Genomic DNA, 21,204 nt, shown 5'->3' with positions numbered 1-21,204 from the left:
CCCGGCGGGAAACTGTATCACGCTTCCCTCTATCGTGGGGTGTGGTGATATGCCACCCCGTATCCCCCGAGCCTGTCGCAAACAAGGCTGCCCCAAAACTACCACTCTAATTATTCTGAATGATTAAAGTAAGGAAAGAATATGGCTAAGCATCCTGATGATGTATATGACGGAGAGTGCATAATTTACGAAGGGTATATAAACAAAAAGGGCTATGGTCAAAAGCACATCAATCGCAAGCCTTTTTATGCTCACCGCATTGCTTACTGTGAAAGTCGCGGAATAAATCTTTCTCAAATTGAAGGGAAAGTGGTTCGTCATAAATGCGACAACCCATCATGCGTTAATTCTGAACACCTCACCATTGGAACCGTGGCAGACAACAACAATGATAGATCTAGAAGGGGGCGTAATTCAAATGTTGATCGCTCAGGTGAACGCAATAGCAGAGCCAAGTTGAAAGCAAAAGACGTATTAGCAATTAGGCGGGGCTATGTTCGCGATAGTAAGGATTTGGGACTAAAGAGTTTTTCTGTCAAATATGGAGTATCAGTGTCCATGATTTCAGAAATTGTAAATTATAAAAGCTGGAGCAATGTTTCGGAGGTGTGAATTGAAACAGCTCACACCAAAGCAAGAGGTATTTTGCCAAGAGTACTTAAAAGACCTTAACGCCACACAGGCGGCTATTCGGGCGGGATACAGCGAAAGCACAGCCGCAGCACAGGCTAGCCGCCTGTTAATAAATGTTAACATTCAAAATAGAATCCACGAATTAAAATTGGACAGAAATGAGCGCAATCAAATCAATGCTGACTACGTCCTGAAACGACTGGTCGAGATTGACCAAATGGACGTGCTCGACATTCTCACTGATAGTGGAGAACTCAAGCCCGTGAAAGACTGGCCTAAAGTATGGCGCACCACGCTATCTGGGCTGGAGGTGGTTGAGACAGGATCACAAGATACCGCTGCCTTACTCAAGAAGATCAAGTGGCCGGATAAGGTGAAGAACTTAGAGTTGCTAGGCAAACATATCAGCGTTCAGGCATTCCGTGAGCAGGTCAAAAATGAGCATGATGTTGTCGGAACGCTATCCGATCTGATGGACGAACTGTCTAAGGGATAATATGAAGCCGGAACATTTAGCGTTACTGCGCGATAAGCTCTGGCGGCTCAATAATCTGTATTGGATAACCAACAAGGAAGGGTTGCCTGTCAGATTCAAAATGACCCCAGAGCAGTTGGAATACTTTGAAGGGATTCACACCCGCAATATTATTCTCAAAGCCCGTCAATTGGGGTTTACAACTGAGGTCTGCATTATCCAGCTCGATGCCGCGTTATTTGAATCAGCCAAATGCGCCCTGATAGCCCACACGTTGAACGATGCCAAGCGTTTATTCCGTGAGAAGGTCAAATATGCCTACGACCGCCTACCCGATGAGATTAAAGCGGCCAACCCTGCCAGCAATGATGCGGCGGGTGAGCTGGTCTTTCGTAAAGGCGGGTCACTCTATGTATCAACCTCATTCCGTGGTGGCACATTGCGTTATCTGCATGTCTCTGAGTTCGGGAAGATATGCGCCAAGTTTCCCGATAAGGCGCGTGAGATAGTTACTGGTGCATTTGAAGCGGTATCAACCGATTGTTTCACGACGATTGAAAGTACAGCGGAAGGGCGAGCCGGTTACTTCTTTGACTATTGCCAGACGGCAGAGAAAGCACAGATACAAGGCAAACAGTTGTCTAACCTCGATTGGAAATTCTTTTTCTTCTCGTGGTGGAAGAACCCACTCTATGCAATTGACCCGGTAGAACCAATACCACAGCGACTGGCTGACTATTTTGCCGAGATTAAGGCAAAACATGGGATCAACCTGACAGAACGCCAACAAGCGTGGTATCTCGCCAAAGAGAAGACATTAGGCGATGACATGAAACGGGAATATCCGTCGATCCCAGCCGAGGCATTTCAACAATCAGTCGAGGGCGCTTACTACGCTAAGCAGTTCCGCTGGCTGTATGAAAATAAACGCATTGGTAAATTGCCGGATAATTCACACCTGCCCGTTCATACCTTCTGGGATATCGGTGTGGGGGATTCGACCGCTATCTGGTTCGTGCGTGAGGTGGGCAAAGAGCTCCACATTGTCGATCATTACTCAAACAGTGGCGAAGGTTTGCGGCACTACATGAAGGTACTGAAAGACAAAGGTTACACCTATGCCAGTCACAACGGGCCACATGATATCGACAACCGTGAATTTGGTTCAGACGCGAAATCACGCCGAGAACTGGCAAGAGAGGGCTACATGATTGATGGTGAAGTCTATTCTATCAGGTTCAATGTGGTGCCTAAGCTCTCTATTGATGAAGGTATCGAAGCAGTGCGTGAAATCCTGCCTAACTGCGTATTTGATGAAGAAAAATGCAGTGAGGGGATAGTTCATCTGGAAAGTTATCGCAAAGAGTGGGACGACAAGCGCGGCTGCTGGAAAGATAAACCGCTGCATGACTATGCGTCACATGACGCTGATGGATTTCGTTACTTTGCTGTCAGTCAGCGTAATCAAAAACGCCTAACCAAATCAATCAATTTCAACTGGAACTAACATGAATACAAACGTTGATTACAGACATCCGGCATACAATGAATTTCTGTCTGAGTGGAACATGATCGGCGATTGTGTTGACGGCGAACGGGTTGTTAAGAGTCGGGGTGAAAAATATTTGCCACATCCGGCAGATAAAAAAGCCAAAGATGACCCTCATAATGAACGTTATAAGCGCTATTTGCTCCGTGCGTCGTTCATTAATGCCACGGGGCGAACATTGTTGGGGTTGTTAGGTATCGCATTTAATAAGCCCGTTAAATTTGATATTGCTGGTGGCATTGAGTATCTGGAAACAGATATCAATGGTGAAGGACAGCCGCTGACACAAATGATACGCGATGCCTTATCACAGGTGTTACAGCGTGGGCGGGCGGGGTTGCTGACAGATTTTTCAGGCGCAGGCATTCAATCAGAAGCAAACAAAGGGCGACCGTATATTCAACTGTTCACAGCAAAGCAGATCATCAACTGGCGAGTCACTAATGGCAAAACATCATTGGTTGTCGTTCATTATCAAGAACCCAAAGAATCAGACTATTTTGATTTACAGATGATTGACCGTTGGATTGAATTGCGTCTCATTGATGGTAAGGCGCATTCGCGAAATTGGTATCAGGATGGTGACTTAATCGCTGAGGATTGGGTTGAGCTTAAAGACTCGTTTGGTCATCCATTGCCTGAATTGCCGTGGTCGTGGGTTGGGGCGTCGAATAATGATCATACGCCAGATGCGCCACCGCTTGCAGACATTGCTTATGTGAATATCAAACACTATCAGGCTGAGGCTGACATCGCAGAGTCAGCGCACACAGTCGGGCAGCCGATGGTCGCGTTAACAGGCCTCACTGATGAATGGGCGGATAAATATTTCTCTGATGGGTTTACTGTTGGCTCACGCTCTGGTGTTCTTCTGCCTCAAAACGCCGATATGAAATTCGCTCAACCGGAAGAGCGCAATATTCAAATAACGGTCGCAGAGCGTCGCGAAAAGCAAATGGCAATGCTGGGTGCTAAATTGATTGAGCGTGGTACATCTGCGAGAACAGCAACACAGGCGCAGAATGAGGCGCAGACAGATAATTCTATCCTGTCATTGTGTGCCGGTAACGTGGAACAGGCATTCAATCGGGCATTACAATTCTGCATTCAGTTTGCCGGAGCGGGTGAAGCTACGATTGAATTGAATAAAACCTATGAAATCGCGCAGCTTGATTCTGCGGCCATTTCCACACTATTGTCTGCTGTCCAGTCTGGCGAAATGCGCAAGGTTGATTTTATCCGGTATATGCAAGGCGTTAATATCGTTCCTCAGGATGAGAGGCCAGAAGATATTGAGGATGAATTGAGAAATAAACCCCCTGAAATGCTGGAGTGATAAATGAAATCCATCAACGAAATGATAATGGACGAGTTGATTGCGCACTCCTTGTTTTCTGGTCGCTATAGCACTGGTGTTGCTCGCAGGATGGTTAAGACTCTGAACACGTTTGACGCAGAGTTAGCGGCATCTTTAATTGTTGCATTAGATGATACCAGTATTGACGCAAACAGCTTCACGGTGCGGCGATTAGAATCGCTGTTATTCAGTGTGAGAGCCATTAATAAAAACGCCGTTGAGAGCGCGTTTTCTGTGTTGTCCAGTCAAATGCTGGAACATGCACGGTATGAGATTGGATATTATCCATCACTGTTTGATTATCTATTACCTGACATCGTTCTGAGACAATACCCGCTGGTGGGAATTACAGAAGAGATGCTGTATTCCTCTGTGATGGCTCGTCCGTTTCAGGGAAAGCTGTTATCAGAATGGGCTGACGGATTGGAAAAAGACCGAATGGCTCGCATTAGTAACGCGGTTCGTGCCGGATATCTGAATGGTGATAGTGCGGTTGAGATAGGCAGGAAGATCAGAGGACACGCCAATCAGGGATATAAAGACGGCGCTCTGCAAATGAGTAGGGCTAATGCAACCACCATCGCCAAGACAGCCGTCAGCCATCTACAGGCAGTGGCGAGGGAGCAATTCGTTAAAGCTAATCGGGATATCCTTGACTGCAAGCGCTGGATATCAACGCTGGATAATAAAACCTCCAATGATTGTATCGTGCGCGACGGATTGAAATACACACTGGAGGGTAAACCTATCGGGCACAAAATCCCGTATTTGCAAGGTCCCGGAAAAATCCATTTCAATTGTCGCTCAATAGAAACGCTGGTGGTGAAATCATGGCGTGAACTCGGTATTGATATTGATGAAATGAGTGAAGGCACGCGAGCGTCAATGGATGGACAAGTACCAGCAAATACAACGTTTTTAGAGTGGATTCAGCGCCAGCCGGAGTGGAGGCAGAGACAAGTGTTTGGTGAAACTCGTTTCCGGCTGATGAAAGATGGCGGCATGCACCCCTCGCAGTTCTATACAGATAGAGGCGAGTTTATTTCACTGGATAAACTCAAAGAGATTGACGAAAAAGCATTTATTGAAGCCGGTTACGAATAACCAAGCAAGAAATTTACAAGGTCACTTCGGTGGCCTTTTTTATTACCTGTAGTCGGTGACTACATCATCAAAACCCGAGGTTTACGATGTTTAAATTTTTATTAACAAAAGAAGAATTTGAAGCGCTGACTGATGAACAAAAAACCTTGTACAAAGAGCAAGGTGATAAATATCAGTTACAGATTGAAGGTATGCCAGAAATTCCCGACGTTTCCGGTCTGCAAAAGAAAGTGGATGAGCTGCTTTCTGAGAAGAAATCGGAGCAGGAAAAGCGCCGTCAGGCGGAGGAGGCTGCGAAAAAAGCCGCTGATGAACAAGCCCGTAAAAATGGTGATATTGAAGCACTGGAAAAAAGCTGGTCTGAGAAACTCACTGCCCGTGAAAAAGAGCTGTTGACCCAACTCGAAGACAAAGACAGTAATTTGCGCACGCTGCTGGTGGATAACGTCGCTCAATCATTGGCGGCAAAACTGGCGGGTGACAGTGCAGCGTTGCTTCTGCCTCATATCAAGTCACGTCTTATTGTTGAAGAAGGTAAAACTCGCGTAGTTGATAGCGAAGGTAAGCCGTCTGCACTGACAATCGACGATTTAGAAAAAGAATTCCGTAGCAACAAGCTGTTTGCGCCTGTTGTTATCGGCAGTAAAGCGACCGGAACCGGTGGTGAAGGTCAGCGTCAAACTGTTACCAGAGGTGGCGGTAAAACTTGGCACGACTATACGGAAGCAGAACGCATCCGTTTACTTGAAGAAGATCCTGAGGAATTTAAACGCCTCGTAAAAACACAGTAACAGGAGCATGAATTAAATGGCAACAACCCGTTTATCCGATATTTTCCGTGGTGATTATTACCAAGCTATCGCACCACTGAATAGCCCAGAAAAGACTGCCGTATTTGAGTCAGGTATTATCATCCGCCTACCTCAGTTAGACACCATCGCATCTGATGGTCAGGGTACGGCAACGATTAACTACTGGAATGACTTAGACGCGAACGAAGCGCCTAATGCAACCTCAGATGATCCTGATCAAATTGGTAAGGTAGGGAAAGCCTCTCAATCCAGCCTGAAATCTCGCGTATTGTTCCTGAACAAAGGCTATGGCGTTGCTGATTTGGCTGCGGAGTTAGCAAACAGTGAACCAATGGCTCATATCCGTAACCGATTTGGCACTTACTGGACTCGTCAGTGGCAGCGCTACCTGATCGGTACGGCGCGTGGGATTATTGGCAATAACATCATAAATAATGACAGTGACATGGTGATTCAGGGGGGAGATGAAATTTCAGCTAACAACCTGATTGACGCGGCATTTACCGCGGGTGACGCTGCCGATACATTCAGTGCTATCGGCGTCCACTCTGTTGTCATGAAACAAATGGCGACCAAGAACCTGATTGAGACGATCCGTGATTCAGAAGGCCGTGTCATTCTGCAAACATATCTGGGTAAACCTATCTTCATGGATGACAGCTTGAAGTACCAGGACGGGCGCTATCTAACTGTCTTCTTTGGTGGTGGTGCGTTTGGTTATGGTAGCGGCAATCCACATACTCCGGTTGAATTGGACCGCAAGGCGTCAGGCGGTAATGGCGGCGGTGCTGAGGTGTTATGGGAACGTAAAACGTTCATCTTACAACCTGCTGGTTTTAGCTGGTTGGGAGAGGAAGATCCCAATAAGACCCCATCCATTGATGATATCGCTCAGGCGGCTAACTGGCAGCGTAAGTTTGACCGCAAGAATGTACCGTTTGCTGCGGTATTGAGTGGAAAGGCGGTATCTGGCAGTACAAAAAGCAAGACTCAGGCAAGTAACGAGTAATCAACAGGGGCTTAAATGCCCCTTTTTTATGAGGTGAGCATGATTGATTCAGATAAAAACTCGCCAACATTCAATAGCTACGCCAGTGTTGAAGACTTAACGCAATTTGCTGTTCAGCGTGGTTACTCTCTGCCTGATGGCGATCTATCGCCTCTGTTGTTTCAGGCTATGGATTACCTGTCTACCAAACAGTGGAAAGGAAGAAAAGCTAACAAAGGTCAGTCACTGGCATTCCCAAGAAAGGGAACATATGCCGATGGTGAGTTAGTGTCAGATGACGTTATCCCTAAACCGATAATTCAGGCACAGTGCAGACTGGCTATTGACTCACTGGAATTCGACTTGACCCCCACAGTCGGTGGTGAAGTCGTGTCTGAGGCTGTCAGTGGAGCAGTTTCGGTAACGTATGCAGAGGGCACCAACTCAGGCAAACCCAATATGTCGTGGTTTTATTCTACGTTGCGGGATTTTCTGTCTGGTGGCGGCGCTACATTTAAGGTATTCAGGGGGTAATCATGGCGAAATTCTACCCGAGAATGCAAAAAACGTCTGAACGATTGCTAAAAAAGTATGGCGCCGAATTTCAGGTAAAACGAAAAGGGCGACACTGGGTCGATGATGAGGGCAAGGAGCATCACGAATCGGAGAAACGGCTTAACGCGATCGGTGTAAAGACCAGATATAACCCTAATGAAATTGACGGCTCTCTTATTCTTTCAACGGATATCAAAATGGTCTTTTCTCCGGGCGTTGAGATCCAGAAAGGCGATCTGGTGCGGGTAGATGGTGTTTGGTTACGTGTTGTTGAGCCTAACCCAATAAAACCTGCTGATATCGTACTCTGTTACCAATCTCAATTGAGGGCGTGATATGGCAGATTCATTTATGGCCTCCATTGATGCGTTTGTGAATAAAGCTAAAGACAATATTGAAGCTGCATCAAGGGGCTTGTTTATCAAGATATTGTCACGATTGGTCATTATGTCACCCGTTGGCAACCCCGAGTTGTGGGCAGCTAACAAAACAGCGAGAGAATATAATCAGGCGGTACATGATTGGAATGAGCAGCAACAGTCAGATCCCAAGAACCTGACCTCTAAAAGGCGACAACTGAAAAAACGCGCTCGCATCACCGATTCTATGGATATCAAAGCGCCACCGGGATACACGGGCGGTCGATTCCGTGGTAACTGGCAAGTTTCATTTGATGAAATTCCCACCGAAGAAACAGGGCGCATTGATAAAAGCGGCAATATGACTAAGGCCGTGGGTGATTTGGTTATTGGGCAGTTCAAGGTAGGTGTGAAAGCGGTCTATTTCTCAAACATTGTGCCGTATGCCTACCGTCTGGAGATGGGGCATTCAAAACAGGCACCCAATGGCATGATTGCCGTAACAGCGCAGGAGTTTCAGAAATTCTTTAGTGATGCCGTTACGGAGACTAAATCATGAATCAGTCTATGATAAATGCGGCCATTCGCTCTCTGATTGCTAAGTTTGCCAAACAGGAAGGTTTAAAAGTGTCATGGCCGAATATGCCATTTGATGACATCAACGATCCGTATCTGCAATTACATATTATGCCCGCAACGACGCAGAACATCGGGTTATCGCTGGATATGCCGGTCTTCCGGGGTGTGATTCAGGTGAATGTAATAGGTAAGTCCGGTTCCGGTGATTCAACTCTGATGGGTATTGCTGATCGAGTAACTGAATCCCTACAGAACGGGCTGTCATTGACCGATGATTTATACCTCAATGATGAGCCGAATATCTTTCCAGTCATTCAGGATGGTGCCAATTACACTATCCCCATACGCACATCATACCGATGTGATTCAATCAGATAACACAGCGCCTACGGGCGTTTTTTTATGCATAAAAGAGGTAACGATGGCCTATAACATCCCTAACGGTTCCCGTGTCTATATTGCAAGCCAGTATGGGGCGGAAATCAAAATCACATCTGCGTCTAACACCGAAGAGGTTGTACTGACGGTTGAATCAGTTACAGACATTTCCAGAGGGGACGTTGTTCATGTCAGCTCTGGCTGGAAAAAAGCGTCTGGTGCATATCTCGTCAAGGCGGTAACGGAAAAAAGTATCACGCTGGACAGTTTGGACACCACGGATAAGAACACATTCCCTGCTGGTGGCGGTGCAGGCTCATTGAGAAAGGTACTAGCATGGGAAGTAATGCCGCAGGTCATGACGCTCTCTACAGAAGGCGGTGAGCAGCAAACGCAAGAAGTGCAGTTCTTGGAAGATGAGCAGGCGGAGACTATCGACACCTATAAAAACGGTGTTGTGCAGGTTTATACATTTGCTCACGATGCGAAATTGCCTATTCGCCAGTTGCTAATGAAACTGGATGATAGCAAGCAGATCACTGCCATTCGTTTCTTCAATAAACGTGCAGCAGAAGACCGCTATTACACAGCGTCCGTGTCGTTCCAGCGCGTACCCAATACAGCTATGAACGAAGTGGAAAACGTAACCGCTCGTTTCTCTCTCAAATCTGAAATGCAGATTTATACCAACGCAGCATAATAATTGCCCCTTAATTGGGGCTTTCTTTTGAGGATTTTTTAAATGGCTAATTTTTCACTCGTTCCTAATCCTAAGTTCAAAGCAAACGTATCAATTCCAGTCGCTGGAAAAGAAGAGTCGGAGGTGGTCACATTCACTTTTCACCATCAACCAATCAGCGCCCTTGAAGAAATGCGTGAAATGCCTGCGGTGGACTTTTTTGAAAAAATTATCGCTGATTGGGCGATAGAGGAACCCTACAATTCTAACAACTTAAAACTGTTGCTTGATAACTATCCGTCAGCAGCAACGGCAATCACTACAACCTATTACAACGAACTATTGGGTAATCGCGAAAAAAACTAATCGCGGTCGCTGAGGCATTATATGGAGGCATGAGCAAAAAAGATGCCGCCGAATTTGAGCGAGCCTTTGGCTTCCTTCCAGATGAATGTGATGTTGAGGTCTGGCCTGATGTGTGGAATTCGTATCTGGTCTTTGGCGCAATGAGAACGCAATGGCGGGTGGGTATGAATGGTGCTACGGGGCTGGATTACTCGCCATTAAATCAGGTCATGGATTATCTCAACATCAACGACAGGGCGACCGTATTTAACGATATTCGGGTGATGGAAATTAAGTCACTCGAAGTCATGCACAAGAAGTAATACCTCCTTCGGGAGGTTTTTTTATACCCGAAGGAAACAAAAATGACTGATGTAGCAACTATTTCATTAAAGGTTAACACCGCCGACCTTGAAAGGGGTGAGCAAAAACTAAACTCATTTAGCGATGCTGCTGATAAAGCGAGTAGCTCCACAAACAAGCTGTCCAGTCAGTCAGAAAAGAACGCTGCGGCTTCTGCGGCAATGGCTAAAGAAATTGACAGGATGCACAGAAGTATTGCGGAGTTAGCAGCAGAAGAGCGGAAAGCTGCACCAATCTCAAAAAACCTCGCAGCAGAACAGGATAAAGTGGCAGAGGCGTTCTTTAAACAAATCGATGCTGTTAAACGTAATGCTACCGCCACAGAACAGTTAACCAAGATTCATGCCGATGCCAGAAAAGCCCGGCAAGCGGAAAAACTAGACCTTGAATCCTATCGCAACATTATTTCTGACATTGTTGGCAAAAAGAAACAAATGGTAGAGGTCGATGCGAAACAAGCAGAAGTGGACGCGAAACGGTCTGCGGCGGGTCAAATGTTTCTTGCCAGATTAAAAGATCAGCTCGCAACACAAAACCTCAGCCGTAATGAATTGCTGAAACACAGGGCAGCGCAATTAGGCGTTAGCTCTGCGGCAGATATTTACATCAATAAGCTAAAAGAAACAAGTAAGGAAACTGGCAACTTAAGCGGAAAAAATAAATCAGTTATTAATGGGCTTAAAAACATTGCCAGCTCAATAGGCATGGGTGGGCTATTGCGTGGTGGAGCGATTGGTGCAGTCATTACAGGGATAGGAAGTATTGTCAAAGTTGCTTATGAAGCAGAGCAGGAGTTTACCCAATTCAATAAGCAGCTCATTTTGACAGGGAATTACGCTAATAAAACCGCCTCACAGCTCAACGAAATGGCTCGTGTGATGTCAGGTAATGGCATAACTCGGTCTGAAATGGCTGCATCTATTGCTAGCGTAGTCGGTACAGGGTTATTTAGAGACAATGAAATATCCCGTATCGCTAAAGCAGCGGCGCAGATGAATTATATTACGGGTCAGGCAGTTGAGACGACGATAAACCAATTTCAACGGTTGCAGGATGAGCCGTTAAAAATGTCACTGGAACTGGAAAAAGCCAACCATCATTTGACCGCTGCGCAATTGGAGCAGATTAGAACATTAGAGTTACAGGGGAATACAACGGCGGCGGCCAGAATCGCTATTGATGCCTATGCTCAATCTATCAATGATGGGGCGAACGATATAGTCAGTAATCTGGGGTATCTAGAGTCTGCATGGGTAGGAGTGCAAAATGCAGCTAAAGGCGCTTGGGACTCCATGCTCAATAAAGGCAGAAAAAACACCCTAGAGGAACAAATACGCGAAAAAGAAGAGTTACTTAAAAGTCTTAGTAATTTATTCATCACTCCACAGTACAGGATTGACGGGCTAAACGCTGATATAGCAGCTCTTAAAGAAGAAAAGTTCCAAATTGATCTCAAGAACGCGCAAGAGCAAGCCAAAAAGAATAATGAACAGATAGAAATTGAAAAATTCAAAATTCGCCAAAAATGGCATAACAGTTATGCCAGCTGGAAAACCAAACGTGATGAGGAATTGGCGAAACTAGAAGCTGAAAAATATGCTTTAACGCAGGAAAAGTACGAAGAGTATAAGAAGCAAATCAACTATAAGCACCGTGACCGCCAAATGCCCGGTACGGGTAAAAAACTACGCAAAGAGTCTAAATTTAAAGTTGATGCCGGTACTCGCGCAGATGAAGCTGCAAATCAAGCATTACTTTCCTTGCAAGCTCAGTTAAGAGTCCTCAAAGAGCACAAGACCGTCAATGACGTTATCAGTTCTGAGCGTAAAAAATTGTGGGATATGGAAGCCCAAATTGCCATTCTGGAAGAAGCCCAAGGGAAGAGAAAGCTCACTGAGGGAGAAAAGTCACTCCTACTGCAAAAAGACACCATTCTTGCTTCTCAGCGTGCATTAGCTGTCGTAGGTGATGAGGTTGAATTACAGAAGCAAAAGAATAGAGAGTTAGATCAGCAAAAGAAAAGGATTGATGAAATTAATGCGCGAACAAGGGCATTAATTGATAGCTCCGGAAAAACAGATAAGGATTATCAACGAGGCGTCTCGCTAGAAAAGGCGAAGTCGCCAGAGGAGGAGGAAGCTCTAAGACTCTATTATGCTGAGGAAGATTCGTTAAGAGGGAATTGGGAGGCTGGTATTAAAAAAGGGTTTATCGACTTCCAAGATCAAGCCACCAACACCTACGCTAATGTTGCCCAAATCTCACAAGCAACTTTCGCAGGTATGAGTAATACACTGTCTGATTTCCTTCTCACTGGCAAGGCTAACTTTGCAGATTTTACTAAATCAATACTTAGTATGATTACTAAGATGCTGATACAAATGGCTATACTACAAGCCATGAAAACGGCATTTGGTGGTACTGAATTTGGTAAGACATGGTTTGGCTACGCTGGCGGAGGTTATACTGGAAATGGTGGTAAATACGAACCAAAAGGTGTTGTTCATGGTGGCGAATTCGTATTCACCAAAGAAGCGACACAGCGTTTAGGCGTCGAAAACCTATATAGGCTAATGAACAATACTAAACGAGGCTATGCTACTGGTGGCCATGTTGGTAGTTCTCAGCCTATGGTAATAAACACTCCGTCGTCCAAGATGTACGGAATGCAACCCGCTTCTGCTGGTGGTGTTACTTTGGTAATGAGCGGTGATATCAATATTAGCAGCGGTCAGCAGCAACAGCAGCAATCTTCTAGCGGTAATGATGCAGCGGTTAGGCGTGAGTTTCTGCAAATGGTCGAAGTGGGTGTTAATCGAATGCTTAACAATCCCGCGTCTGCCTTATATCAGACCATTAAAGGGCGTCGGTGAAAGGGGGATTTAGGATATATCGGAATGGATTCCAGTTTGCTTTGCTTCATTTTGCATCATACTTTGATTAAGATTCATGTATCTATTTAAAGGAGATGAAGATGAAAAGGTTAGTTGTTGGATTAACTGCTGCATTGGTTTTGAGTGGATGCGCAGTTCCATCCAAGGAAAAAAAGCCACTACCCAAATTGACTGTAGAAAATCAGCGCTGTTATAGCGATTCTGAATGCCGCTCTATGTGGGCTAATGTACCTGAAAAGCTAGAACTAATCACAAGAGTGCGTGTTGATACGGTATCTGATATCTATATTGCTACATATTCGCCATCGGGCAATCGGTTTTTAGGTGGTTCTGCTAAAATAGTTCCAGTAAATAATAGAGAAAAAGAGATCAGCCCATCATTTAGTTGCCAGCGCAACATGGATGAGTACAGCTGTCAAAAATTAACGATATTAGCCACCAATGCTTTCAATGAAGGGATGAAAGGGATTAAAAAAGCATTCAGTGCTGATGGTAAATAATTAAACCTTTTTTTTGGGTGTTTCCCCTCATTGGTTGGTACTATGAATAAAATTTAACAATGAGGGGTAGTAATGAAAAAGTTAGTTGTTTTAATTATAGGCGGTATGTTTCTAGTTACTGGTTGCGTCAGTCCCATGACAAAGCAGGAGATCGGAAACGCTAAATATGATGATTTACCAGCTAACTATCAAGAAACACTGAGGAGTATAATAGCTAACACACTGAAAGATCCTGATTCAGCAAAGTACAAGTTTCATGATGCCAGACTAGCTTATACCCCCGCTTCAAGAAATGTAGCTTATGTTGTACCAGTAGAGATCAACGCTAAAAATAGTTACGGCGGGTATACAGGCTATAAAACAAGATACTATGTTTATGTTGGCAGAAAATATAAAGATGTTACAACAGGAATCCAATATACAGCAGTGAAGTGGGTTGATGAGGTCACGGAATAGCTAGCCAAGCCCTGCGCGGCTTTTTGTTGGTAGACGCAAGATTTTCACCATTATATAACTACTGATTGATCATGGGGAAAAGATGAAAAAATTTGGTATATTTCTAATTATTATAGGAGTCATTTCTATGTTCGCATCTCTTAACATGGATGTAAGTGTGGCGACAGGTTACGGCAATAGAGTTAACAATATCGGATTAATGGGTCAGCGACAAAATTTCATACTGATTAGCTGTCTCATAATTCTCTGTGGCCTCTTGATGGCCATTTTAGGGCGAAAGAGGATAGACTCTACAGAATCCAGTGATAGTTATGTTAAATGCCCTTATTGTGCAGAAATGATTAAGGCGGAAGCGCTTAAATGCAAGCATTGCGGCAGTGATGTTCAGGAAAAAATAGAAGAAATAACCCTTAAGAAATTTAAGCCATCTAATGTCCCTCCTGAGTTTTTTTATAAAAGAAGGAAGGATGGGATAGAGTTAATAGATGACAGGGTTAAGGAGTTATCAGAAACGTTGATAAAAGCAAACATAGACAAGGACACTCAAGAGATAGAGCTTCATTATCAATCGGAAATAGAGAGCCTTAATAAAGGGTTGCCAAAAGCAATTCAGAAACAATTTCAAGACAGGTATGTATACTGGCTTCACAGCATTGATTTGGTCAAGGTAGACCCTATTGTGGAAGCTGCAAAAAAAGCGGTTAACACAGAAGATCTTCTTATAAAGAAAAGAGACGGCTTCATGATAAATGATGATGGAGTGAAAAAGTTAGTTGAAGCATTTTTCGCTCAATCACCGGATTCAACTGGCATCTATAGAGACTTTGAAGATGAAATCGCCATAATAAAACGTACTCTACCTAGTGAGATTCATGAAACATTCATTAGAAAAATAAAATACTGGGATAGTGAATTGTCAAATAGTCATAGGAAATAACAGCCCCATTCATGCGCTGCACCCCAAAAGTTGGACACTAACCGATTAAGGTGCAGAATCGCCCCTACGGGGCTTTTTTGTTGGTGAACAGGCTCTTGTTGGTCAAGAAATGATTTTTTCTATTATAACAAATTAATATTATTAATTATTTTTGGTATGTTATTTGTTCAGTTTTTTATTAACATTTTCTGCTATCTTCATAAAGAATTCTTTGAACTCATCATTATCTGTATTGCCATCATCGTTTAATAACTCTTCAGCTATAAGTAATGTGACTGCCTTATTGATAGCTGCATTGTACTTCTCTTTATCAATATTAATACTGATGGTTGATGCAGTATCACTTCCATTAACTAATGTGACGTTCTGATGAGAGGAGTCAGCATTGCGCGCGCTATCAATAGCCTCTTGGAGCATCATAACGATCTCGGTGTTCATAGAGCGCCCGTTTTTTTCTGCAATCTTCGTTATCTCATCCCTCATGCCAGCAGGCATACGGACATTAAATCTATCCATTTCTTGGCTAGGGTATTTCTTAGTCATGGTTCACCTCAAGTTATGATGAATTCATCATAGCACCAACTTGACATTAATATAAATGATGCTAAATTGGTTCTAGTTCCAAGTTGGTTTTAGTTCCAAATTGGTTTTGATAAGGAGATATTACATGAGTAGCGAATTACACAGCCAGAACAAAAGCACCCAATTCAGCTTGAGATTGCCAGATTCAATGCGAAAGGAATTAGAGGAAAAAGCAGGGATGGATTTTATTTCTTTGAATTCAGCAATCGTAATGCGATTAGCAAAGTGTTTGAGAGAGGAAAAAGGACATGCAGTACAATAACAACGAAGCCCCAGTTGCACGAACAACTAGGGCCTCTGAGTGTTATTTACCACGTGAGATAAACAACGTAGCCATTGTAACGAATGACCATCCTATTTACTAGAGCACTTGCAGGTGTTCTAAGAGTGAAAACCAGTATTTTGCCGTTACTGGTATCCATAGGTATATCACTGGAGAGAGATATATGAAGTCAATTATCAAACATTTTGAGTTCAAGTCAAGCAACGACCAATTAGTAACCATTTCTGGGCTGAAATATAAAGGCCAGCCGGTGTTCTTAGCTGTAAAGTTGGCTGAGGCGTTAGGCTATGCGCAGCCGGCTAAGGCTCTAAATGACCACTGTAAGTCTTTGATTAAACTTAATTGTGCTGATACGGAACAATTAGGATTGGGGTTTAGACCCAAAGGTATCATTCTTGTTGGTCAATCAGATGTGTTCAGATTGATAATGCGCAGTAATTTACCCTCTGCTGAGCGTTTCCAAGATTGGGTGTTTGAGTCTGTGCTTCCATCCATTATGGAAACAGGAAGCTATTCTATCAAACAGAGTCAGTCAGGCTTACCTGAGTTCAGGAAAGCCAGAACGCTGAAAATGTCGGTTGATGCGATCAGTAGTCTGTTTGACCTGATGCCAAACTTGAGCAATGAAGCGAAACAGTGCGCAGCAGCTAATATTGTTAACCCTATTGTCGGCTTTGAGGCTGTTCCTCTTCCTGTACTGGAGGAGAAATACTACACAGCTGGTGAAGTGGGTGAGATGTTGGAAGTGTCGGCGAACAAAATCGGAAGAGTTGCCAACAAGAACAACCTCAAAAATGAACAATATGGGAAGTTCTTTTTGGACAAATCAGCGCACTCAGATAAACAAGTCGAAGCATTCCGTTATAACGAGAACGGTATCAAGGCGCTTAGGCATCTGATTCACGGTGTTGAAGTAGCTTAAGGATTTGAGCCAAGGAAGGCAGATTAAACAATAATCTTTTTAATAGGATTGACTAATTTATCAGTAATTTTTGGTGTTAACAATGAATGTTTACCTTATATACGAGTGTAATTAGCTGAATATTCGAAGTATATCGCAATTCGCGGTTAATCACCTTTACAAAACGTTACAGTAACGTAATAAATAGTACCGCTCTAAAACGGCGAAGCCCCCAGCTAGTGCAATAGTCAGGGGGCCTCTAAATCGTCTAATACCATTCCAAGGAAAATAGACATGACCATTATAGCAATTAGCAAAACGAATAACACTAATCAGTTAACTTTCCGCAGTAACGTTTTTAATCCAGTGTCTCATGCTAATGACATTTGGCTCACTGCTCCTGAGTTAGCCAAAGCGTTACAGTACAAGAAAACAGATGCGATAACACAGATTTACGACCGCAATTCGGATGAATTTACCTCAGCCATGACAATGACCCTCAATTTGAGGGTCAATGGGATAAACAATAGCTTACGTAAAAAATTGGTTAGAGTCTTCTCTCTTCGTGGTGCTCATCTGGTCGCTATGTTTTCTAAGACGAGTGTTGCTAAAGAGTTTCGCAGATGGGTTCTGGATATATTGGATAGGGAAGTTGAAAATAACCCGACTGTAACTAAAACCACAGTCCAAGATCGGACACCTCTTCGTGGTCTGGTTAATACCCTAATGGGTAAGTACGGGCTAAATAGTAAAAAGCTGTTCCAGATGGTTCATCATGAGTTCGGTGTTAATCATATTGATGAGCTAAATAATGACCAGCTTCCCTCAGCAATAGAGTATCTGGCGACTAAAGCGATTGAAGGTGAGTTTTTAGGTAAAGAGGAGCTACCAATCCCTAATAATTACTCTGGTTTTACTGGCAGATTGCTGATGGAACTTGAACGCGGCGAGATACTTTATTCTCAGGCGCTAACACCCAGTCACCATGTATCAACCTTAAACGACTTTATGGAAATAGCTCAGCGAGCTGGTTATCTACTGATACATAAAGAAGATATGCAACCGATGATGAAAGCATTGGAAGGTAAGTTCAACGCTTAAGATCAAGCCATGGAGGGCTAAAAATCGGTGCAGTTTGACAAATTTTAATCATCAATAGAACAACAAAGAAACAAGTTTTCTTGTTGAACCTTAAGTTCAAACGGTCTAATATTACCTCAGTTATATTTATCAATGAGCTAAATGCAAAATAGGCTCTTCTTTTAATTTCATAACGTTAGGGGGCTATATGAGAACTGAGCATACCAGATCTATACAGACTATTAGCCACTCGACAGAAGTTATTGATTCTTTCTTTGATGAACGGTCACAGAAGGAATTCTCCGTTAGGCGATTAAGTTTCAGGCACGATCCTAATCGGCAAATATTTATCGTAACGATAAGTAATGATAATAAGAGTGATAAATTCTATGTTGTCCCGTTTGCTGAACTTACTATATGTAGAAATAAGATAAGGTACCTTGTTAAACCAACTCAGCAATATCCTGACTTGGAAGACAGCTTTCCTTCAATAAGCAGCAACATTGAAACAGCTATTTGTGATTTTATTCGGAACTATCGTCCTGCTTGCCACTAATACCTGACTGAGATAACAATGGCGCTTAACCAATTCAATATAAAGGATATCAAATGACACAGCCGCTACTCAAAAAGGATGCATTGGCGGATGAATTAACTGATGCATTGATGCGTGGTGATTCTATTACAGAGTTTAAACTTCGCCGCTATCTAAATGACATCGAAAAATATAGTTCTGGCATTGAATTGGCATATCTGAAAGCGCTTGCTAACGGCTTGGCTAATAAGAAAGGTAAAGCGATTGAGTATTTTGAGATAGCATTGCAAATCCCCAATATTGTTTATGCTGGCAATTACTTGGCCTATATCCATCAACGTGGACTTTTCTCTGAGCGAAGAGAACTATCCCAGAAATTAGCGCGCCAATATGAATCTCCTTCTTTTTGCTTTATGGCTTATCAGGTAAATATCTTTCATGGCGATGTATGCAGCGCCAGTGAATTTTATGAAAAATACTTGAAACTCAGCCAAGAAAAGGAAAGCGAACCTGTTATTAAAAATTTTCAGGGGGCTAAAACGATGTTACAGGACTTTTTAGATGGCTCCGGCCTAAACAGAGATCAGGTTGCCATAATAGCAAATAACATTATTGATGTTATTGATACTCATAAAGTTAAAGTTTCTGGAATAGAGATTCTTTCCACCATAGGTCATGAAGAAAAAGTTAACATGTATAGTTTGTCTGTTTATACGGATGATGCTGAACTTTTGACTACTATGAACCTTGAGCTTTCGTATAAGCTGGCAGAATATGATGAGTTGTTGGATAAAAAATTTAGTGCTTTGATCAGAGGGGATAGGCACGAGGAGAGGGAGATTGAGCTTTGTCTATAACATGTCAGGACTTGCTAAATTTTGCTGAGGATTGCTCTTCCAGAAATGATGAGGTTGGATATAGAAATGCAATCTCCAGAGCTTATTATGCAGCCTATCATAATGTGTATCCTGCCATGCAAGGAGGTCCAAAAGATAATCATCAAGGCCTGATTGATTATTTAAAAACCGACTCTTGGAAAGGTAATGAAATTTACAATAAAACCGATCTGATAGCGCTAGGCTATATGCTTCAATCTTTGAAAGACAACAGGATATTATCAGATTACAAGTTATCTCACGATATGAATGAAACGGATGCAAGAGTGGCAATAACCACAAGCAAAAAAGTATTCGAAAAAATCACAGAAATGACCAAATCAAAAATAGCCTAAACCCGCCCGCTTCAGCGGGTTTTTTTTATACCCAAATCACAACCCTGTCGATGAATTATTTGTCAATAATTTCAGGGCAGCGTTGAGTGTCGCCGCGCGATCTGCGTCATAGGTGCCTGAATATTCCGAATTAAAAATCTCTGCTATTGCATCGGCGATTGTTGTTTCATATATCGGGGTGTTTTTAGCTAACAATTGACAGACAGCACGCCCTATCAGGATGTGTACGTTAGTGTTCATAGGAATACCTGTGTTGGCTGGAAATCATTCTAATTTTAGGCTCAATAACCAATTTATCAAGACTGCGCATGGCGTGGCCTTTTCTCTATCTGCCGCCTAGTGCGGTTTTTTATTGAAATAACCCCGCCGAAGCGAGGTTTTCTTTTATAGGAGCTTATATGGCTACTGAAGAGTTTAAATGGCGAACTCAAATCCAAGATTCGCCTAATGGTGAATTTAAACATCGAGTCAAATCAATTGAGTTTGGTGATGGCTACAAGCAAGTCGTCACTGATGGAATTAATTCCGAAACTCAATCATGGCCGTACTCTTATATGGGGTGCAAGGAAGAGGTGATGCCAATATTTAAGTTTATCCGCCGTCACACGGCGAAATCATTTGTCTGGACACCGCCATTCGGAGAGAAGGGGTTATACCGGGTAAAAGCCGACTCAATAACTATGACCCCTTTTGCCAGCGGAGTTATGAAAATATCAGCAACTTTTGAACAGGCATTCAGTGCATGACTATTAACGCAGATCTACAACGTCTTGAACCCGGGGGCAAGGTTTTATTGTTCTCAGTTGATGGCTCAGATTTTGGTGGGCCAGAATTGTATTTTCACAATTTTCCCGTTCCTTACACAGAAGCGGAATTAGAAGACCCTGACGACTTGCCGATTAAATCCATTTGGTGGCAGGGGGTGGAGTATAAGCCGTGGCCCGTACAAATTGAGGGGATGGAAGTCAACGGCGATGGCAGAACGGTATCACCTACGCTCAGTGTTGCCAATCTGGATGGGGCTATCAGCGCGCTGTGTCTAGCGTATCAAAACATGGCTCAGGCTAAGGTGACTATTCATATGACCTTTGCCCATTATCTGGACGCCCGCAATTTTCCCGAGGGCAACCCAGAGGCCGACCCTACACAGGAAAAAATTGACGTTTTCTATATTGACAGCAAGACACATGAAGACAATGAAAGCGTCCAGTTTGCCTTGTCTTCCCCGGCTGATTTACAGGGAATACAAATCCCCACCCGACAGATACACAGTCTTTGTACTTGGTGTATTCGTGGACTGTATAGAAAGTCACCCTGCAACTACACCGGAACCCGGTATTTTGATGAAGACGGTAATCCGGTCAATGATCCGTCGCGGGATGTGTGTGGTGGACTAATGAGTGATTGTAAAGCTCGATATGGTGAAGAGTCTCAATTGCCATTTGGTGGTTTTCCCGGTTCTGCACTATTGAGGCGATGATATGGATATACTGCGAAAATCGATAATTAACGCCATCATGACTCACGCCAAGGCCGAATACCCCAATGAATGTTGCGGGCTGGTTATCCAGAATGGACGAAGGCAGGAGTATGTTCCCTGCCGCAATACCGCCCCTTCCCCAACAGAGC

At 43.5% G+C, this 21,204-nt stretch carries 27 protein-coding genes and 1 pseudogene; 26 read left to right on the top strand and 2 right to left on the bottom strand.

Going from position 1 to position 21,204, the window contains the following annotated elements:
• Positions 1-141: 141 nt before the first annotated feature.
• The 18 genes from Xmir_RS20315 to Xmir_RS20230 all read left to right on the top strand — a co-directional run bounded on the left by Xmir_RS20315 (position 142) and on the right by Xmir_RS20230 (position 14,963).
• Complete coding sequence (locus Xmir_RS20315) at positions 142-612, top strand: HNH endonuclease (protein WP_099115844.1); 471 nt, start codon at positions 142-144, stop codon at positions 610-612.
• A 1-nt stretch (position 613) separates the two neighbouring features.
• Entirely contained in the window at positions 614-1,129 is a 516-nt protein-coding gene (locus Xmir_RS20310; protein WP_099115846.1) for a terminase small subunit, read from the top strand.
• 1 nt (position 1,130) lies between these two features.
• Positions 1,131-2,615: a terminase gene (locus tag Xmir_RS20305; protein WP_099115843.1), complete on the top strand. Its 1,485-nt coding sequence runs from the start codon at positions 1,131-1,133 to the stop codon at positions 2,613-2,615.
• 1 nt (position 2,616) lies between these two features.
• Positions 2,617-3,993 carry a DUF4055 domain-containing protein gene (locus tag Xmir_RS20300; RefSeq protein ID WP_099115842.1) on the top strand — a complete coding sequence of 459 codons (1,377 nt, stop codon included), beginning with the start codon at positions 2,617-2,619 and terminating at the stop codon, positions 3,991-3,993.
• Positions 3,994-3,996: 3 nt separating this feature from the next.
• Complete coding sequence (locus Xmir_RS20295; RefSeq protein ID WP_099115841.1) at positions 3,997-5,118, top strand: phage minor head protein; 1,122 nt, start codon at positions 3,997-3,999, stop codon at positions 5,116-5,118.
• 86 nt (positions 5,119-5,204) lie between these two features.
• Entirely contained in the window at positions 5,205-5,909 is a 705-nt protein-coding gene (locus tag Xmir_RS20290) for a hypothetical protein (RefSeq protein WP_244170996.1), read from the top strand.
• A 16-nt stretch (positions 5,910-5,925) separates the two neighbouring features.
• Positions 5,926-6,939: a phage coat protein gene (locus Xmir_RS20285; RefSeq protein ID WP_099115840.1), complete on the top strand. Its 1,014-nt coding sequence runs from the start codon at positions 5,926-5,928 to the stop codon at positions 6,937-6,939.
• A 39-nt stretch (positions 6,940-6,978) separates the two neighbouring features.
• Positions 6,979-7,452: a DnaT-like ssDNA-binding protein gene (locus tag Xmir_RS20280; RefSeq protein WP_099115845.1), complete on the top strand. Its 474-nt coding sequence runs from the start codon at positions 6,979-6,981 to the stop codon at positions 7,450-7,452.
• A 2-nt stretch (positions 7,453-7,454) separates the two neighbouring features.
• The gene (locus tag Xmir_RS20275; protein ID WP_099115839.1) at positions 7,455-7,808 is read left to right on the top strand and encodes a hypothetical protein; all 354 of its coding nucleotides are present in this window, start codon (positions 7,455-7,457) and stop codon (positions 7,806-7,808) included.
• 1 nt (position 7,809) lies between these two features.
• Positions 7,810-8,391: a hypothetical protein gene (locus Xmir_RS20270; protein ID WP_099115838.1), complete on the top strand. Its 582-nt coding sequence runs from the start codon at positions 7,810-7,812 to the stop codon at positions 8,389-8,391.
• Positions 8,388-8,789: a phage tail terminator-like protein gene (locus Xmir_RS20265; protein WP_099115837.1), complete on the top strand. Its 402-nt coding sequence runs from the start codon at positions 8,388-8,390 to the stop codon at positions 8,787-8,789. The genes Xmir_RS20270 and Xmir_RS20265 overlap by 4 nt, the downstream gene beginning before the upstream one ends.
• 43 nt (positions 8,790-8,832) lie before the next feature.
• A complete protein-coding gene (locus Xmir_RS20260) occupies positions 8,833-9,489 on the top strand; it encodes a phage tail tube protein (RefSeq protein WP_099115836.1) in 657 nt (218 codons plus the stop codon).
• A gap of 42 nt (positions 9,490-9,531) precedes the next feature.
• Positions 9,532-9,834: a phage tail assembly chaperone gene (locus tag Xmir_RS20255; protein WP_099115835.1), complete on the top strand. Its 303-nt coding sequence runs from the start codon at positions 9,532-9,534 to the stop codon at positions 9,832-9,834.
• Between the two features lie 29 nt (positions 9,835-9,863).
• Positions 9,864-10,136 (top strand): DUF1799 domain-containing protein, encoded by a 273-nt coding sequence (locus Xmir_RS20250; protein WP_099115834.1) that lies wholly within the window; start codon positions 9,864-9,866, stop codon positions 10,134-10,136.
• Between the two features lie 42 nt (positions 10,137-10,178).
• Entirely contained in the window at positions 10,179-13,049 is a 2,871-nt protein-coding gene (locus tag Xmir_RS20245; protein WP_099115833.1) for a phage tail tape measure protein, read from the top strand.
• Positions 13,050-13,150: 101 nt separating this feature from the next.
• A complete protein-coding gene (locus Xmir_RS20240; protein ID WP_099115832.1) occupies positions 13,151-13,570 on the top strand; it encodes a lipoprotein in 420 nt (139 codons plus the stop codon).
• A 72-nt stretch (positions 13,571-13,642) separates the two neighbouring features.
• A complete protein-coding gene (locus tag Xmir_RS20235; protein WP_099115831.1) occupies positions 13,643-14,026 on the top strand; it encodes a hypothetical protein in 384 nt (127 codons plus the stop codon).
• An 82-nt stretch (positions 14,027-14,108) separates the two neighbouring features.
• Complete coding sequence (locus tag Xmir_RS20230) at positions 14,109-14,963, top strand: zinc ribbon domain-containing protein (RefSeq protein ID WP_099115830.1); 855 nt, start codon at positions 14,109-14,111, stop codon at positions 14,961-14,963.
• A gap of 159 nt (positions 14,964-15,122) precedes the next feature.
• Here the strand turns inward: Xmir_RS20230 and Xmir_RS20225 are convergent, their stop codons facing one another.
• Positions 15,123-15,506: an Arc family DNA-binding protein gene (locus tag Xmir_RS20225; RefSeq protein ID WP_099115829.1), complete on the bottom strand. Its 384-nt coding sequence runs from the start codon at positions 15,504-15,506 to the stop codon at positions 15,123-15,125.
• Positions 15,507-15,630: 124 nt separating this feature from the next.
• Between Xmir_RS20225 and Xmir_RS20220 the strand changes: the two genes are divergently transcribed.
• The 5 genes and pseudogenes from Xmir_RS20220 (at position 15,631) to Xmir_RS20200 (ending at position 19,575) form a co-directional block, all read left to right on the top strand.
• Positions 15,631-15,807, top strand: a complete 177-nt coding sequence (locus Xmir_RS20220; RefSeq protein WP_099115828.1) for an Arc family DNA-binding protein — start codon at positions 15,631-15,633, stop codon at positions 15,805-15,807.
• A 184-nt stretch (positions 15,808-15,991) separates the two neighbouring features.
• On the top strand, positions 15,992-16,750 hold the full coding sequence (locus tag Xmir_RS20215; RefSeq protein WP_099115827.1) for a BRO-N domain-containing protein: 759 nt from the start codon (positions 15,992-15,994) through the stop codon (positions 16,748-16,750).
• A gap of 273 nt (positions 16,751-17,023) precedes the next feature.
• Positions 17,024-17,401, top strand: a pseudogene (locus tag Xmir_RS34725) (BRO-N domain-containing protein); the annotation flags it as partial.
• A gap of 1,017 nt (positions 17,402-18,418) precedes the next feature.
• The gene (locus Xmir_RS20205; protein WP_099115825.1) at positions 18,419-19,201 is read left to right on the top strand and encodes a hypothetical protein; all 783 of its coding nucleotides are present in this window, start codon (positions 18,419-18,421) and stop codon (positions 19,199-19,201) included.
• Positions 19,192-19,575: a hypothetical protein gene (locus Xmir_RS20200; protein ID WP_099115824.1), complete on the top strand. Its 384-nt coding sequence runs from the start codon at positions 19,192-19,194 to the stop codon at positions 19,573-19,575. Before Xmir_RS20205 ends, Xmir_RS20200 begins: the two co-directional genes overlap by 10 nt.
• 36 nt (positions 19,576-19,611) lie before the next feature.
• Here the strand turns inward: Xmir_RS20200 and Xmir_RS20195 are convergent, their stop codons facing one another.
• Positions 19,612-19,815, bottom strand: coding sequence for a hypothetical protein (locus tag Xmir_RS20195; protein WP_099115823.1), 204 nt, complete (start codon positions 19,813-19,815; stop codon positions 19,612-19,614).
• 158 nt (positions 19,816-19,973) lie between these two features.
• On the opposite strand from Xmir_RS20195, the gene Xmir_RS20190 reads away from it, so the two are divergent.
• From Xmir_RS20190 to Xmir_RS20180, 3 genes are all read left to right on the top strand, one after another.
• Complete coding sequence (locus Xmir_RS20190) at positions 19,974-20,321, top strand: phage tail protein (RefSeq protein ID WP_099115822.1); 348 nt, start codon at positions 19,974-19,976, stop codon at positions 20,319-20,321.
• Positions 20,318-21,055, top strand: a complete 738-nt coding sequence (locus Xmir_RS20185) for a phage minor tail protein L (RefSeq protein WP_099115821.1) — start codon at positions 20,318-20,320, stop codon at positions 21,053-21,055. The genes Xmir_RS20190 and Xmir_RS20185 overlap by 4 nt, the downstream gene beginning before the upstream one ends.
• 1 nt (position 21,056) lies before the next feature.
• A partial coding sequence (locus tag Xmir_RS20180) for a Mov34/MPN/PAD-1 family protein (RefSeq protein ID WP_422646034.1) occupies positions 21,057-21,204 on the top strand: 148 nt, incomplete at its 3' end.

The organism is Xenorhabdus miraniensis (assembly GCF_002632615.1).
This window is presented reverse-complemented; position numbering and strand designations above follow the sequence as displayed.

What these genes read in the sequence shown, in the direction of transcription:
- Xmir_RS20315 (WP_099115844.1), top strand. Translation starts at nt 142, where the DNA reads ATGGCTAAGCATCCTGATGATGTATATGACGGAGAGTGCATAATTTAC.
- Xmir_RS20305 (WP_099115843.1), top strand. Translation starts at nt 1,131, where the DNA reads ATGAAGCCGGAACATTTAGCGTTACTGCGCGATAAGCTCTGGCGGCTC.
- Xmir_RS20300 (WP_099115842.1), top strand. Translation starts at nt 2,617, where the DNA reads ATGAATACAAACGTTGATTACAGACATCCGGCATACAATGAATTTCTG.
- Xmir_RS20295 (WP_099115841.1), top strand. Translation starts at nt 3,997, where the DNA reads ATGAAATCCATCAACGAAATGATAATGGACGAGTTGATTGCGCACTCC.
- Xmir_RS20290 (WP_244170996.1), top strand. Translation starts at nt 5,205, where the DNA reads ATGTTTAAATTTTTATTAACAAAAGAAGAATTTGAAGCGCTGACTGAT.
- Xmir_RS20285 (WP_099115840.1), top strand. Translation starts at nt 5,926, where the DNA reads ATGGCAACAACCCGTTTATCCGATATTTTCCGTGGTGATTATTACCAA.
- Xmir_RS20280 (WP_099115845.1), top strand. Translation starts at nt 6,979, where the DNA reads ATGATTGATTCAGATAAAAACTCGCCAACATTCAATAGCTACGCCAGT.
- Xmir_RS20275 (WP_099115839.1), top strand. Translation starts at nt 7,455, where the DNA reads ATGGCGAAATTCTACCCGAGAATGCAAAAAACGTCTGAACGATTGCTA.
- Xmir_RS20270 (WP_099115838.1), top strand. Translation starts at nt 7,810, where the DNA reads ATGGCAGATTCATTTATGGCCTCCATTGATGCGTTTGTGAATAAAGCT.
- Xmir_RS20265 (WP_099115837.1), top strand. Translation starts at nt 8,388, where the DNA reads ATGAATCAGTCTATGATAAATGCGGCCATTCGCTCTCTGATTGCTAAG.
- Xmir_RS20260 (WP_099115836.1), top strand. Translation starts at nt 8,833, where the DNA reads ATGGCCTATAACATCCCTAACGGTTCCCGTGTCTATATTGCAAGCCAG.
- Xmir_RS20255 (WP_099115835.1), top strand. Translation starts at nt 9,532, where the DNA reads ATGGCTAATTTTTCACTCGTTCCTAATCCTAAGTTCAAAGCAAACGTA.
- Xmir_RS20250 (WP_099115834.1), top strand. Translation starts at nt 9,864, where the DNA reads ATGAGCAAAAAAGATGCCGCCGAATTTGAGCGAGCCTTTGGCTTCCTT.
- Xmir_RS20245 (WP_099115833.1), top strand. Translation starts at nt 10,179, where the DNA reads ATGACTGATGTAGCAACTATTTCATTAAAGGTTAACACCGCCGACCTT.
- Xmir_RS20240 (WP_099115832.1), top strand. Translation starts at nt 13,151, where the DNA reads ATGAAAAGGTTAGTTGTTGGATTAACTGCTGCATTGGTTTTGAGTGGA.
- Xmir_RS20235 (WP_099115831.1), top strand. Translation starts at nt 13,643, where the DNA reads ATGAAAAAGTTAGTTGTTTTAATTATAGGCGGTATGTTTCTAGTTACT.
- Xmir_RS20230 (WP_099115830.1), top strand. Translation starts at nt 14,109, where the DNA reads ATGAAAAAATTTGGTATATTTCTAATTATTATAGGAGTCATTTCTATG.
- Xmir_RS20225 (WP_099115829.1), bottom strand. Translation starts at nt 15,506, where the DNA reads ATGACTAAGAAATACCCTAGCCAAGAAATGGATAGATTTAATGTCCGT.
- Xmir_RS20220 (WP_099115828.1), top strand. Translation starts at nt 15,631, where the DNA reads ATGAGTAGCGAATTACACAGCCAGAACAAAAGCACCCAATTCAGCTTG.
- Xmir_RS20215 (WP_099115827.1), top strand. Translation starts at nt 15,992, where the DNA reads ATGAAGTCAATTATCAAACATTTTGAGTTCAAGTCAAGCAACGACCAA.
- Xmir_RS20205 (WP_099115825.1), top strand. Translation starts at nt 18,419, where the DNA reads ATGACACAGCCGCTACTCAAAAAGGATGCATTGGCGGATGAATTAACT.
- Xmir_RS20195 (WP_099115823.1), bottom strand. Translation starts at nt 19,815, where the DNA reads ATGAACACTAACGTACACATCCTGATAGGGCGTGCTGTCTGTCAATTG.
- Xmir_RS20190 (WP_099115822.1), top strand. Translation starts at nt 19,974, where the DNA reads ATGGCTACTGAAGAGTTTAAATGGCGAACTCAAATCCAAGATTCGCCT.
- Xmir_RS20185 (WP_099115821.1), top strand. Translation starts at nt 20,318, where the DNA reads ATGACTATTAACGCAGATCTACAACGTCTTGAACCCGGGGGCAAGGTT.